Origin of the sequence: Lentzea sp. DG1S-22, assembly GCF_036321065.1 — a bacterium.
GTDB lineage: Bacteria > Actinomycetota > Actinomycetes > Mycobacteriales > Pseudonocardiaceae > Lentzea > Lentzea jiangxiensis.
Genome location: NZ_CP143276.1, coordinates 5111715 through 5124874, shown reverse-complemented (window position 1 = coordinate 5124874; position 13160 = coordinate 5111715). Strand labels below are relative to the sequence as shown.

General features: G+C 69.6%; 14 protein-coding genes and 1 pseudogene. 9 read left to right on the top strand and 6 right to left on the bottom strand.

What is annotated here, in order from left to right; all coding sequences use genetic code 11:
* Positions 1–50 precede the first annotated feature (50 nt).
* The 4 genes from V1227_RS23575 (at position 51) to V1227_RS23560 (ending at position 4129) form a co-directional block, all read left to right on the top strand.
* On the top strand, positions 51–932 hold the full coding sequence (locus V1227_RS23575) for a carbohydrate ABC transporter permease (protein WP_329794093.1): 882 nt from the start codon (positions 51–53) through the stop codon (positions 930–932).
* Positions 932–1777: a carbohydrate ABC transporter permease gene (locus V1227_RS23570; protein ID WP_329787714.1), complete on the top strand. Its 846-nt coding sequence runs from the start codon at positions 932–934 to the stop codon at positions 1775–1777. Before V1227_RS23575 ends, V1227_RS23570 begins: the two co-directional genes overlap by 1 nt.
* A gap of 8 nt (positions 1778–1785) precedes the next feature.
* Complete coding sequence (locus V1227_RS23565; RefSeq protein WP_329787713.1) at positions 1786–2970, top strand: ABC transporter ATP-binding protein; 1185 nt, start codon at positions 1786–1788, stop codon at positions 2968–2970.
* Between the two features lie 271 nt (positions 2971–3241).
* Positions 3242–4129, top strand: coding sequence for an SDR family NAD(P)-dependent oxidoreductase (locus tag V1227_RS23560; protein ID WP_090099683.1), 888 nt, complete (start codon positions 3242–3244; stop codon positions 4127–4129).
* A 148-nt stretch (positions 4130–4277) separates the two neighbouring features.
* On the opposite strand, the gene V1227_RS23555 is transcribed toward V1227_RS23560, so the two are convergent.
* Entirely contained in the window at positions 4278–4409 is a 132-nt protein-coding gene (locus V1227_RS23555; protein ID WP_329787712.1) for a hypothetical protein, read from the bottom strand.
* 6 nt (positions 4410–4415) lie between these two features.
* On the opposite strand from V1227_RS23555, the gene V1227_RS23550 reads away from it, so the two are divergent.
* Entirely contained in the window at positions 4416–5465 is a 1050-nt protein-coding gene (locus V1227_RS23550; RefSeq protein WP_329787711.1) for an SMI1/KNR4 family protein, read from the top strand.
* 76 nt (positions 5466–5541) lie between these two features.
* Positions 5542–6654, top strand: coding sequence for a hypothetical protein (locus V1227_RS23545; RefSeq protein ID WP_329787710.1), 1113 nt, complete (start codon positions 5542–5544; stop codon positions 6652–6654).
* Here V1227_RS23545 and V1227_RS23540 read toward each other — a convergent pair.
* Positions 6602–7467: pseudogene (locus tag V1227_RS23540) on the bottom strand (chromosome partitioning protein ParB). The gene V1227_RS23545 and the pseudogene V1227_RS23540 sit on opposite strands and share 53 nt — an antisense overlap.
* On the bottom strand, positions 7457–8128 hold the full coding sequence (locus tag V1227_RS23535) for a metallophosphoesterase family protein (RefSeq protein ID WP_236220279.1): 672 nt from the start codon (positions 8126–8128) through the stop codon (positions 7457–7459). The pseudogene V1227_RS23540 and the gene V1227_RS23535 overlap by 11 nt, the downstream one beginning before the upstream one ends.
* A 55-nt stretch (positions 8129–8183) precedes the next feature.
* Here V1227_RS23535 and V1227_RS23530 point away from each other — a divergent pair, with 55 nt between their 5' ends.
* Positions 8184–9272: a DUF2332 domain-containing protein gene (locus V1227_RS23530; protein ID WP_329787709.1), complete on the top strand. Its 1089-nt coding sequence runs from the start codon at positions 8184–8186 to the stop codon at positions 9270–9272.
* Here V1227_RS23530 and V1227_RS23525 read toward each other — a convergent pair.
* Positions 9256–9633 (bottom strand): hypothetical protein, encoded by a 378-nt coding sequence (locus V1227_RS23525; RefSeq protein ID WP_329787708.1) that lies wholly within the window; start codon positions 9631–9633, stop codon positions 9256–9258. The genes V1227_RS23530 and V1227_RS23525 overlap by 17 nt on opposite strands.
* A 139-nt stretch (positions 9634–9772) precedes the next feature.
* Positions 9773–10852 carry a magnesium/cobalt transporter CorA gene (gene corA / locus V1227_RS23520; RefSeq protein ID WP_329787707.1) on the bottom strand — a complete coding sequence of 360 codons (1080 nt, stop codon included), beginning with the start codon at positions 10850–10852 and terminating at the stop codon, positions 9773–9775.
* 288 nt (positions 10853–11140) lie between these two features.
* On the opposite strand from corA, the gene V1227_RS23515 reads away from it, so the two are divergent.
* Positions 11141–11644: a MaoC family dehydratase gene (locus V1227_RS23515; protein WP_090099673.1), complete on the top strand. Its 504-nt coding sequence runs from the start codon at positions 11141–11143 to the stop codon at positions 11642–11644.
* Position 11645: 1 nt separating this feature from the next.
* Positions 11646–12641 (top strand): DUF2332 domain-containing protein, encoded by a 996-nt coding sequence (locus V1227_RS23510; RefSeq protein WP_329787706.1) that lies wholly within the window; start codon positions 11646–11648, stop codon positions 12639–12641.
* A 28-nt stretch (positions 12642–12669) separates the two neighbouring features.
* Here V1227_RS23510 and V1227_RS23505 read toward each other — a convergent pair whose 3' ends face one another.
* Positions 12670–13083 (bottom strand): NUDIX hydrolase, encoded by a 414-nt coding sequence (locus V1227_RS23505; protein WP_329794092.1) that lies wholly within the window; start codon positions 13081–13083, stop codon positions 12670–12672.
* Positions 13084–13160 lie beyond the last annotated feature (77 nt).

Here is a 13160-nt window from a genome sequence, read left to right as displayed (position 1 = left end):
CCGCGACCGCCGGTGCCTCACCGGCACCGGTCGCGTCCGGCAAGAAGGCGTTGAGCGAGGGCAAGAAGGCCGAGCGCAGGCTCGGCTGGCTGCTCTGCGCGCCCGCCGCGCTCACCATGGTCGCGGTGACGGGCTGGCCGATCCTCTACTCGCTGCTGCTGTCGATGCAGAGGTTCGACCTCAAGTTCCCGGACCGCACCGAGTGGATCTGGTTCGACAACTACGTCACCGTGCTCAGCAGCCCGTACTGGTGGAACGCGGTGTGGGTGACGGTGCTGCTCACGGTCGTGACCGTCGCGATCGAACTGGTGCTGGGCATGTCGCTCGCGCTGATCATGCACCGCGCGCTGGTCGGCCGCGGCATCGTCCGCACGACGACGCTGATCCCGTACGGCATCGTCACGGTCGTGGCCGCGTTCTCCTGGCGCTTCGCCTGGACGCCCGGCACCGGCTACCTCGCCGAGGCGCTCGGCGGCGAGCCCGTGCTGACCGAGAAGATCCCGGCGCTGATGGTCGTGGGTCTCGCGGAGATCTGGAAGACCACGCCGTTCATGGCCCTGCTGCTGATGGCGGGCCTGGCGCTGGTGCCGGACGACCTGCTCAAGGCCGCCGCGATGGACGGCGCGAGCGGGTGGCAGCGGTTCATCAAGATCACCGTGCCGATCATGAAGCCGGCGATCCTCGTGGCGCTGCTGTTCCGCACGCTCGACGCGTTCCGCATCTTCGACAACCTCTTCGTGCTCACCGCGGGTTCGCAGGGCACGTCGTCGGTGTCGATGCTGACCTACAACAACCTCATCAAGGGCTTGAACCTCGGCATCGGGTCGACCATGTCCGTGCTGATCTTCATCATGGTCGCGATCATCGCGTTCGTGTTCATCAAGCTCTTCGGCACCGCTGCCCCCGGCAGTGACGACGGGGGGAAGCGCTGATGGCTGGAATCGGAGGAGCCGAGACCACCGGCAAGAAGGTCGGCTGGGGTCTGCTCAACGCCGTCGTGGTGATCTACGCGCTGTTGCCGGTGCTGTGGATCGTGTCGTTGTCGTTCAAGTCCTCGGCGACGCTGGCGGACGGCAACTTCATCCCTCGCGAGTGGAGCCTCGAGAACTACAAGAACATCTTCTCGACGTCCGAGTTCACGCGGGCGCTGATCAACTCCATCGGCATCGCGATCATCGCGACCGCGATCGCCGTGGTGTTCGGCACGATGGCCGCCTACGCCATCGCGCGGCTCGACTTCCCCGGCAAGAACCTGCTGGTGGGCGTCTCGCTGCTGATCGCGATGTTCCCGCAGGTCTCGCTGGTGTCCCCGCTGTTCGAGATCGAGCGCTCGCTCGGCCTGTTCGACACGTGGCCCGGCCTGATCCTGCCGTACATCACGTTCGCGCTGCCGCTCGCGATCTACACGCTGTCGGCGTTCTTCCGCGAGATCCCCTGGGAGCTCGAGAAGGCGGCGAAGATGGACGGCGCGACGCCGGGGCAGGCGTTCCGGCGGGTCATCGCACCGCTCGCGGCACCGGGTGTGTTCACGACGGCGATCCTCGTGTTCATCTTCTGCTGGAACGACTTCCTGTTCGCGATCTCGCTCACCTCGACCGAGCAGTCGCGGACCGTGCCGGTGGCGCTGTCGTTCTTCACCGGCAGCTCGCAGTTCGAGGACCCGGCCGGGTCGATCGCGGCGGCCGCCGTGGTCATCACCATCCCGATCATCCTCTTCGTGTTGTTCTTCCAGCGCCGGATCGTCGCCGGCCTGACCTCCGGCGCCGTCAAGGGGTGAGTTGACCAATGGCAGAGATCGTTCTGGACAAGGTGACCAAGAGGTACCCCGACGGCGCGCTGGCCGTGCAGGAGGTCAACCTGGAGATCGCCGACGGCGAGTTCATCATCCTGGTCGGACCGTCCGGCTGCGGGAAGTCCACCACGCTCAACATGATCGCGGGCCTGGAGGACATCACCGACGGCGAGCTGCGCATCGGCGGGCAGCGCGTCAACGAGAAGGCGCCCAAGGACCGCGACATCGCGATGGTGTTCCAGTCCTACGCGCTGTACCCGCACATGACGGTGAAGGAGAACATGGCCTTCCCGTTGCGGCTGGCCAAGGTCGACAACGCCACGGTGGAGAAGAAGGTCAAGGAGGCCGCGGAGATCCTCGACCTCTCGCAGCACCTCGACCGCAAGCCGTCCAACCTGTCCGGTGGCCAGCGGCAGCGCGTGGCGATGGGTCGCGCGATCGTGCGCAGCCCCAAGGCGTTCCTGATGGACGAACCGCTGTCCAACCTGGACGCCAAGCTCCGCGTGCAGATGCGCACCTCGGTGTCGCGCCTGCAGAAGCAGCTCGGCACCACCACGGTGTACGTGACGCACGACCAGACCGAGGCGATGACCCTCGGCGACCGCGTCGTCGTCATGCGCGGTGGTGTCGTGCAGCAGATCGGCGCGCCGCAGTTCCTCTACGACCAGCCGGCGAACCTGTTCGTCGCGGGCTTCATCGGCTCCCCGTCGATGAACTTCGTGCCGGCGACGCTGGAGAACGGCGCGCTGCGGTCGATCATCGGCGACGTGGCGCTCACGGACCGGATCAGGCAGCTCGTCGAGGCCGCCGACGCGCCCCGCGAGGTGATCCTGGGCATCCGCCCCGAGCACTTCGAGGACGCGGCGCTGGTCGAGCCGGCGAAGCTGTCGGCGGGCGGCAAGTTCACCCACCAGGTGGACGTGCTGGAGTCGATGGGCTCGGACAAGTACGCCTACTTCAACCTCACGGGGGAGCAGGCGGCCTCGGCCGAGCTCCAGGAGCTCGCGGCGGACGCGGGGTCGGACGACGTGCCGGGTGACGGCATCTCGCTCGTGACGCGCCTGTCGTCGGCGTCCGGCGCGGTGGAAGGCGCCTCGGCGGACATCTGGTTCGACGCGGACAAGGTTCAGCTCTTCGACCCGTCCAGCGGCAGGAACCTGACTTACACGGAACGGTGAATTCTCGTTTCCCGGGCCGCCTTCCCCGTGCGGGGAGGCGGCCTTTCCGTGTCACTCGATCGGGTAAGGGCGAAAGACTCCCGTCCCGGAGGGCCGATCAGTCCGGGTCATCTGCTCTGCCGAACTCGGCCGGTCATTGGGCGCACTGCGGCGACAACTCGTCGAAACGTGGACTTCGGGCCTTCGGAACCTCCGCACGCTTGTCGAAGGCGGCTACAAGGACCACAGGGGGCTTCCGGGAAACCGCCGTCCGAGTGAAAGAGAGCGTGCCATGGGGATCCTGGACGGAAAAGCGGTCGTCATCACGGGAGCGGGCCGAGGACTGGGTGAGGCCTACGCCATGCACGCGGCCCTCGCGGGCGCGTCGGTGGTGGTCAACGACAACGACGGTGACCTGGCGGAACGGGTCGCCGAGCACATCCGCGAGTTCGGCGGCCGCGCGGTCGCCTCCACCCACACGGTCGCCGACCCCAGCGAGGCGGCCAAGATCGTGGAACTCTGCGTCGACGAATTCGGCCGCGTCGACGGTTTGGTGAACAACGCCGGCCTGAACTACGAGACCGCGCCCTGGGAAGACGATCCCGAGACGATCAGGAACGTGGTCGAGGTGAACGTCCTCGGCGTCATCTACACCGGAATCGCGGCGATGCGGGCGATGCGCGCTTCCGGCGGTGGTTCCATCATCAACATTTCCTCCGGTGCCTCGTTCGGTCAGCGCAAACTCGCCACCTATTCGGCGACCAAGGGCGCGGTGGCCTCGCTGAGCTACTCGTGGGCGCTCGACCTGGAGCCGGAAGGCATCCGCGTGAACGCGGTGTGCCCCGTCGCGCACACGCGGATGGTGTGGAAGTCGGAACGCTCCCTGCGCGCCATCCCGGCCGACCGCACGCCCGGCAAGGTGGCGCCGCTGGTGCTGTTCCTGCTCTCGGACCGCGCCGAGGGCATCACCGGGCAGGTCGTCCGGTGCAACGGCCGGCAGCTGCACATCGTCGGCCAGCCGTACTTCAAGCAGCCGATCCTGGAGAGCGACAACTGGGACACCGCTTCCGTGGAGCGGGCGTTCACGGGCGTGCTGCAGGCGCACCTCGAACCGTACGGGCTGGAGAAGAGGATGCCTCCCCGGCTGCGTGCGCTGGTGGAGCCTTCGCAGACCGCCTGAGCCCGCGGGGGAGGCGTCGCCCGGTGCCCCGGGCGGCGCCTCCCGCATCGTTCCGGTCAATTGTGGACAGTCGTGCTCGGCGTGGTGTCAGCGTCCGCGCGTGTCTTTGCTCCCCGACTACGTCGACACGGACTTCGACGTTGTGGGCTCACCAGATCTTCGCGACGTACTGCTTCGAGCTGTACGCGACGAGCCGTTCGCACGGGCGCACGCGTGGGTTGCCCGGTTCCACCGCCAGGACGGGTGAGCGGCCACGCGCCCGCCCGGGGTCGGGCATCATGCGGCCGTGGAGTTCTCCGGGAAGCCCGTTCCGGTCGACTGGGACGCCGTCGAGTCGTGGCTCGGCCTGCCGTTGCCGGGCGACTACAAGGCGATCGCGTCCGCGCACGGCCCGCTCGACATCGGCGAGTTCGTCTGGCTGCACGTGCCGTGCGTCGAGGCCGGCCGCTTCGACTGGGGCGAGTGGGTCAAGCAGACGCGGTCGGTCGCCGACGCGCCGCCGCACCTGGTGCCGTGGGGCGCCACCCGTGGCGGCGGCTACCTGTTCTGGGACAGCTCGGTGGACGCCGATCCCGCGCGGTGGCCGGTGGTGGGCTTCGGCCACGACACGGGCTGGCACGACTACGGCACGTCGCTGTCCGGTCTGCTGGAGGAGGCGGTGCGGACGGCGTTGCCAGGGCTGGGGTTGCTGCCCGCCTCGGCTCGGCGCACCGCGTTCCTGCCGGACGCCCGGCCGTGGACGCCACCGCCCCCCGTCGACTCGTCGCCGGGCCGCGGGCGCGCGCTGGCCGGGGGCACCGGGCTGGCCACGCTGCGCGAACTCGTCGTGCCACCGGCGCACCCCGTCCTCGGTGAGCGCACGTGGGAGTGGTTGTACGGCGAGCTGGGCACTTCGCTGCCGGCGGACTACGTGGCGCTGATGGAGACCTACGGGTCGGGCACCTTCGCCGGCTGGCTGCGGGTGTGGGCGCCGCTCGACCCGCACGGCCTGCTGGACATGTCCGAGGGCGCGCTCGACGGCAACCGGCAGCTGCGGGCGGAGTTCCCCGAGTACCACCCGCTGCCGCTGTGGCCGGAGCCCGGCGGGTTCCTGCCGTTCGGCGACTCGATCGACGGCGACCAGCTCGGGTGGCTCACGCGGGGCGAGCCCGACGGGTGGCCGTTGATCTTCGCGCCTCGTCACGCGGGCCAGGGACCGCCGCTGGACGGGCCGCTCGCCGACACCCTGCTGGAGTGGCTCAGGGGGCGGCTGGTCGTCCCGGGGCTCTGCCGGTTCGGCAGGTGCGACGACCCGCTCGGCTACGCGGGCTTCGCACCTGCGGAGGTGACGGTGTGATCCGTCCCAGGTGACGTTTCAGCACGTCACACGGATGGCCGCCGATATTGTCGGTGGAGGCTGCCACCATCGTGGCATGGCCGAGCGCAAACCCAGGGTGACCGACTGGCGACTCGTCGTGCAGTCCCGGTTGGACCGGGTCCGCGCGGATCTGGCCGCGCTCGGCCCGCCCGACCCGGTCGACCCGGAAGGCGACGTGTGGCGCCGCACGGCCGAGGAGCAGGCCGCCGTCGTCGAGGAGATGCTCGGCTCCCGCGAGCCGTGGTGGCGCATGGTGCCGTCGTGGTGGTCCGGGTGGTACATCGAACGGGCCTGGCGCGCGCTGCACGAGGCCGAGGTGGCGACGATCTCGGCGGAGCGCGGGTTCCTGGGGCGGCTGCCGGGGTTGCGGGCGCGGGTGGCGCAGTACCTGGACGACGACGATCCGCGGCGGCGCGCGCTGGAGGAGTTGCGGCCGGGGGAGTTCACGCCGGCGGTCGAGCGGGCGATCGTGGTGGACGCCCTGCGGGCCGCGTACGACAACTCGGACTTCGCGCACGCCGGCTCGAGGGCGTTGCGGAACAAGCTGATCGCGGCGTCCCTGGTGCTGTTCGTGATCAACACGGTGCTCGGGGTGGTGGGGATCGTGAAGCCGGGGATCATCCCGCTCTGCGTCGACCCCAAGGAGAACGCGCTGCCCACCGTGTGCCCCGGGGGTGCGGCCAAGGCGTCCGGTGTGGACGTGTGGCTGGTGCAGGTGCTGGGTTCCTTCGGGGCTGTGCTGGCCGCGGTGGTGTTGCTGTTGCGGCGGCGGCCTTCGCTGTCGCCCTACGTGATGATCGGGTACCAGGCCCTGATCAAGATCATGCTGGGGGCGGCTCTGGCCGTGGTGGGGATCCTGGCGCTGGGGGCCGGGGTCACCTCGGGGCTGATCGGGATCCCCTCCGCCGCTGCTTTGCTGCTGTGGGCCGTGATCTTCGGGTACGCGCAGCAGATCGGGACGCGGTTGCTGGACAAGTACACCGATGAGGTGCTGGACCAGGCTCGGCCGTTGCCCGAGGTGGACGGGGGAGGGTGGTGCCCCGGTGAGGGCGGGCCGGGGTGGCCGGTTCCGGTGCCGGCGGAGGGGCGCCGATCGCGATGGGGGATGAGAGTGCTCAGCCGCGCGTCGTGCGGCCGTGCGACTGGCTCTCCTCCCGCACCGCGTTGATGACGTCCGCGTCCCAGCGGTGCGTGCGGATCAGGCGGTAGCGCTCCGCCGCCACCCACATGTACGCCTCGGTCTCCGTGCGGTCGCCCACCATGTCCGCCTGGCGCAGCATCGCCACCACCGGTTTGTACTCGTCGGCGTACCAGCGGCGGGCGATCTCGGTGCGGTCGAGGAGCTCGCCCGTGTCCTGCATCAGGCGGAAGCCCCAGGCCTCGACGTGTTCGCCCAGCTCGGCGTAGTCCCAGGGGTCGGAGAGGACGACGGCGGCGCGGGCCTCGCCGGTCAGGGGGACGCGGTCGAGGAAGAGGCGGCGGTAGTCCTTCACGATCAGGTCGCCCCGGTAGCGGATGCCGGAGGAGTTCAGGCGGGTGATCACCTGCGTCACGTAGGCGTCGATCACCGTCAGGCCCAGGGCGTGCGCGACCGAGACGCGGTGGTGGCCGTCGATGATGAAGTGCAGTTCGCCGATGCGGTAGACCTCGATCGGGGGACGCTCTCGCCCCTGCGGGCGGCGAGGGCCAGGCGTTTCCAGCGTTCCCGGACGCGGCCCGAGGTGGGGCGGAAGCGGCGGTCGAAGTCGCGGGTGCGGTCGACGCTGCCGACGATCGAGTCCAGGCGGATCGACTGGAGGCCCAGGCGCTTCTCCGACGCCATGCCGAGGGCGTCGACGACCTCGTGGAACGGCAGCATGATGTTGACGTCGTCCGGTTCCCTGCGCAGCCAGGCGGCCAGGCGGGACATCACCTGGCGCCGGCGGGCCCGCTGGAAGTCGTTCTCGGCGTCGGCCGCGGGGAAACCTGTGTCACGCCTCATCGCGACCTCCGGGGACGTCCAGGACCTTCTGCGGAACGACGTTGACCACGCGGGTGGCGCCCAGTTCGCGGTCCGGGCGTGGCACGCCGTGCGGGTGGATGTGGCCGTGCAGCATGAACGACGGCTGGAGCCGCGAGACGAGCCCTCGGAAGCACTCGAAGCCGAGGTGCGGGGCGTCGGGCTCGTCGCCGCAGCCGCGCGGGGGTGAGTGGGTCAGCAGCACGTCCACGCCACGTCCGTCCCGCAGCCTGCGCCACCCGGCCAGCCGGGTCACCCGGCGGGCGCGGCGGGCCTGCTGCCGTTCCGTCCACTGGTTCGGGCCCTTGTTGTAGCGGATCGAACCACCGAGACCGGCGATGCGCAGCCCGGCGACGTCGACCACGCGTTCGTCCGCGTTCACCGCACCGGCTGGACCCGGCCAGCGCACCGGCAGGCCCGCCTTGGTCCACAGGCCGCGCACGTTCGAGTAGCCGGACAGGTCGGCGTCGTGGTTGCCGGGGACGAACACGAGCGGTCTGTCCAGGGCGTTGGCCAGGTGTTCCAGGTAGTCGAACGGCAGGTCGCCCGCCGCGAGGACCAGGTCCACGCCGCCGTGCTGGTGCACCTGGTCGGTCCACAGGTGTTCGACCACCTCGTCCGCGACAGCCAGAACCCGAACCATTCTTCCAGCGTAATCAAGCTTTCCCCACATGACGGGCGGCGGAGCTGCCACTAGCGTGAACGGGGTGCTTGCCGAGCTGTTCGCCGCGGCCGCTCACGGATGCCGCGACCGCAGTCCGCTGACCCAGCGGCTCCTCACCGACGCCGCGGAAGACCTCCGGCAGGGCGGCGTCACGGCCCGGGTCATGGCGGGCTCCGAACGCGACCGGGAGGGCGCCGTGCCCGGGCTGCGGTTCGCGGGCGCCGTCCACCGGCTCGTGCTCGAAGGGCGTGCGCCCGCCCTTGCGAAGCACTACCCGTCCGTCGGCGGCCGGCCCCACCTGCCGACGCTGTGGCAGGACGCGCTGCCCGCCCTCACCGAGCACACCGACCTGCTCCGGTACCGGGTGCGGGCCACCGTCGTGCAGACCAACGAGCCGGGCCGCAGCGCACCCCTCTACGGCGGCCTGCTGGTCGCCGCGCAGGAGGCCGCGAAGGCCGCGGGCCGGCACGTGCCGTTCTGCGTGCGGCTGCTGGAGGTCGGCGCGAGCGGCGGGCTGAACCTGCGCCCGCACCACGTCGGCTACCGGCTCGAGGACCGGGTGCTCGGCGACCCGGACAGCCTCCTCGTCCTCGACCCGGAGTGGACCGGCAGGCCCCCCGCCGACCTCGGCCACCGGCTGCGCGTCGTCGGCAGGGCGGGCTGCGACCTCCACCCGGTCGACGTGTCCACTGAGGACGGACGGCTGCACCTGAGCTCGTTCGTCTGGGCGGACCAGCCGCAGCGGTGGAACCGGCTGCGCGACGCGCTCGACCTCGCCGCCACCGACCCGGTCCCCGTCGAGCGCTCGGCGGGCCCGGAATGGCTCGCGAAACAGCTCGCGCGCACCGAACGGGACGTGCTCACGGTCGTGTGGCATTCGGTGGTGTGGCAGTACGTCTCACCGGCCGACCGGGCGATGGGCAGGGCCGTGCTGGCCGACGCGGCCGCGAGGGCGACGCCCACGACGCCGCTGGCGCTGCTGGTGTTCGAACCGCGCAGGACGGACGGGGACTACCGGTTCGAGCTGCTGCTCAAGCTGTGGCCGGCGGGGATCTCGCTGAACCTCGGCCACGGCGAGGGGCACGGCACGCCGTTCACCTGGGACGTCACCCCTTGGGAGTGAGGACCGGGTTCACCACGTAGCGGCCGTCCCGCACCTCGACGGGCAGCCGGAACTCGGCGCGGGTGCCGGCGTGCGAGTACTCGACGACGACGGCGCCGTCGCGGTAGGTGCCGCGTTCCACCCGTGCCGTACGGAAGTACTCGACCGTGGACTTCGCGACGTCCTCGCCGCCGACCGCGAGCAGCGGCTCCAGCTTGTGGAAGTCGTGCGCCCGCAAGGCGTTCGTCACTTCCGCTGCCAGCTCGTCCGGTGACTCCTCACCGGGCTCGGGCCAGAAGGCGATGAACACGAAGACCATCAGCAGCCAGCCCACGGCGAACACCATGATCCAGAACCGCAGGTTGGTCAGCCGGCGGTGCACGTCAGGGCGTCCCGCTGATGAGGACGAACACGGTGGTGATCCAGCAGAGCAGGAACGCGAGGACCCAGAAGCGGATGTTGGTGAGCAGTCTGGTCATGACAAACCTCTTCTACCAAGGCGAAAGCGGGCGAAACCGGGACTAGAGCCAGCGATTCCGGCGCAGTATTCGGTAGAGCGTGAGGCAGGCGACGAGGACGAGCGTCATGATCAGCGGGTAGCCGAACTTCCACTTCAGCTCGGGCATGTAGTCGAAGTTCATGCCGTACACGCCGACGACCATGGTGGGCACGGAGATGATCGCGACCCACGAGGTGATCTTGCGCATGTCGGTGTTCTGCTGCAGCGTGATCTTCGCGAGCGTCGCGTCGACCAGCGTGGTCAGCAGCTCGTCGAACGCCGTCACGCGCTCGGCGACCTCGGTGAGGTGGTCGTCGACGTCGCGGAAGAACGCCCGCACCTGCTCCGGGATGAGCGGCGTGTAGCCCTCCGCCAGGCGGCGCAACGGGTTCGCGAGCGGCATGACCGCGCGGCGCAGCTCCACGACCTCGCGCTTGAACATGTAGATCTGCTCCGCGCTCACCTCGGTGCGCGGCGCGAAGACCCGTTCCTCCATGCGGTCGATGTCGTCCTCGACGTGGTCGGTGACCTCGAGGTAGTTGTCGACCACCTGGTCGGCGATCGCGTGCATCACCGCGGCCGGGCCGATCTCCAGGCGCTCCGGGTCGGCCTCCAGCACGTGGCGCAGCTTGGACAGCCCGGAGTGGTTGCCGTGGCGCACGGTGATGACGAAGTCCTTGCCCAGGAACACCATGATCTCGCCGGACTCGACGATCTCGTTGGCGGTGTCGGGCGAGGGGTTCGTCACGTAGCGGACGGTCTTGAAGACCATGAAGAGCGTGTTGTCGTACCGCTCGAGCTTCGGGCGCTGGTGCGCGTGCACCGCGTCCTCGACCGCGAGCTCGTGCAGCCCGAACGTCTCGGCGATGCCCTCGATCTGCTCGGCGTCGGGCTCGTGCAGGCCGATCCAGACGAAGCCGTCCTTGCGCCTGCGCACCTCTTTGACCGCGTCCGTGTGCGTCCAGCGGCCGGGCAACCGCTTGCCGTCCACGTACACCGCGCAGTCGACGACGTAGTGCGACAGCGGGACGGGGACGTGCGGGACTTGACCCGAGGGGCCGCGCTGGGAACCTCGTCCGCGGATCGAGGGCAGGCTGGGCATGCTGAGTTCCTCCAGGTACACACGCCGACGTGTTGTGCGAAAGCACGACGGGCGTCCTGACCCGGTGGAACTGGAACGTTCTAGACGGAGCTAGAAGGCCACCTCGGTGAGGACGCGCTTGGTACTGGCAGGGTGGGGGTCCTTGCTCATTTGGGGGTCCTCACCTCCTCGGGGCGAAGGGCACGGGTGGTGGAAATCCTCACACACCGGTTGCCGAGGGTACTCCCTCCGTGTGAAGACTGTCTCCCCACCCGGGACAGATCTCGATCACACGTAGTTGGAGGCGCGGTGCAGTTCGGTCGGTACTACGAGGAGTTCGAGGTCGGAGCGGTCTACAAGCACTGGCCGGGCAAGACGGTGACGGAGTACGACGACCACCTGTTCTGCCTGCTCACGATGAACCACCACCCGCTCCACATGGACGTGAACTACGCGGAGAACACGACGGACTTCGGCAAGAACGTCGTCGTCGGCAACTACATCTACTCGTTGCTGCTGGGCATGTCCGTGCCCGACGTCTCCGGCAAGGCGATCGCCAACCTGGAGATCGAGTCGCTGCGGCACGTGAAGCCGACGTTCCACGGTGACACGATCTACGGTGAGACCGAGGTGCTCGACAAGACGCCGTCCAAGTCGAAGGACGACAGGGGCGTGGTCTACGTGGAGACTCGCGGCTACAAGCAGGACGGCACGGTCGTGTGCATCTTCAGGCGCAAGGTCATGGTGCCGAAGCAGTCCTACGGCGAGGCCCGCGGTGGCGAGCAGCCGGGGCGCCCTGAACCCAAGGAGTGAAGTGACTTCTCTGGATCTGGCACAGCGTCGTCTGCGTGAGTTCGCGGAGGAGGCCGCGGCGATCTCGCCGCTCTACGAGCACCTCGCGTCGCGTGCCGCCGCCGATCCGGAGGTCGCCGCACTGCTGACCGCCGCCAGCGAGGACAACGCCACGGGCGAGCTCCTGCTGGCGGCGGCGCACCGGCTCGTGCAGGCGGAGCCGTTCCACCAGCTCTCGAACTACTACCCGTCGCTCGGCGGGACCTACGGCGCGGACGAGAGCACCTGGCCGCTGTTCCGGGAGTTCCTCCTCGAACGCGGCGACCGCGTGAGAGCGCTCGTGAGCTCTCAGGTGATCCAGACCAACGAGGTGCGGCGCGCGGCGCTGCTCTACCCGGCCGTGGCCGCCGCGGCGAAGCAGGCGGGCGGGCCGATCGGGCTCGTGGAGGTCGCGACGACGGCCGGCCTGCTGCTCGGGCTCGACCAGTACTCGTACCGCTACCAGACCGCCGAGGCGGGCCAGGTGGTCGCCGGGCCCGCCAAGGCCGCGCTGGGCCTGCACTGCGCGCTGGAGCTCGCGCCGGGCGCGGTGCTGCCGAAGCTGCCCAAGGCGGTGAAGGTGGCCGCGAAGGCGGGCATCGGCGTCGCACCCGCCGACCTGACCGACGAGGACGCGTACGCGTGGCTCGAGGCGTGCGTGTGGGCGGACCAGCCGGAGCGGCTGCGCCTGTTCGGCGTCGCGTGCGGGGTGCTGCGCAAGAACCCGCCGCGGCTCGTCACCGGTGACCCGGTCGCCGACCTGGCGAAGGCCGTGGAGCCGATCGACGCTCCGCTCGTCGTCCTCTCGAGCGGGTCCGGGCTCGACCTCGCGCCTGCTTTGTCGGCTTTGGGGCGACCTGTCTGGTGGGCTGCCCACGAGGCCGGTGAGCTGCGGTTGCTCCGTTTCGGTGATGGTGAGGTCTCGAGCGCCGTCCTGGCGACGACCGAGGCCCACGGGCAGCGTCTCGTTTGGCGGTGAACGCTCGCCCCGATCGCGTGAACCGTGATCAGGCCCTGGGCAGGCAGTTCCAGCCGGAGAGCGCTTCCACGAGGCCGTCGGTGGTCGGAAGTGTGGCCAAGGTCGCACTGTCGACCCAAGCGACGTCCGACGCGTCGTCGCCCGCTCGGAGCACACCCGACGTGACCTGGCATTCGTAGTCGAAGATCGCGAAAACCCCGTTCGGGGCCGGTCGCTCCACGAAGCCGGCCAGACGACCGACAGTGACCACGAGACCGGTCTCCTCGAACACCTCCCTGGTCACGGCAGCCTCATCCGTCTCGCCGGGCTCCACGCGGCCACCCGGTACCGACCACATGCCCTCACCAGGCGGATTGACGCGTCGCACGAGGAGCAGTCGCCCGTTCGAGTCATGCGCGATGGCTCCGACGCAACGGATGGCGCGGTTGCTGCTGGGCGTCACGATCACGAAGCGTAGTCACACCGGAATGGAGGTGCTGTGCGCTACCCCGGCTGCGGTACAAATCTCCCAAGGTGCCG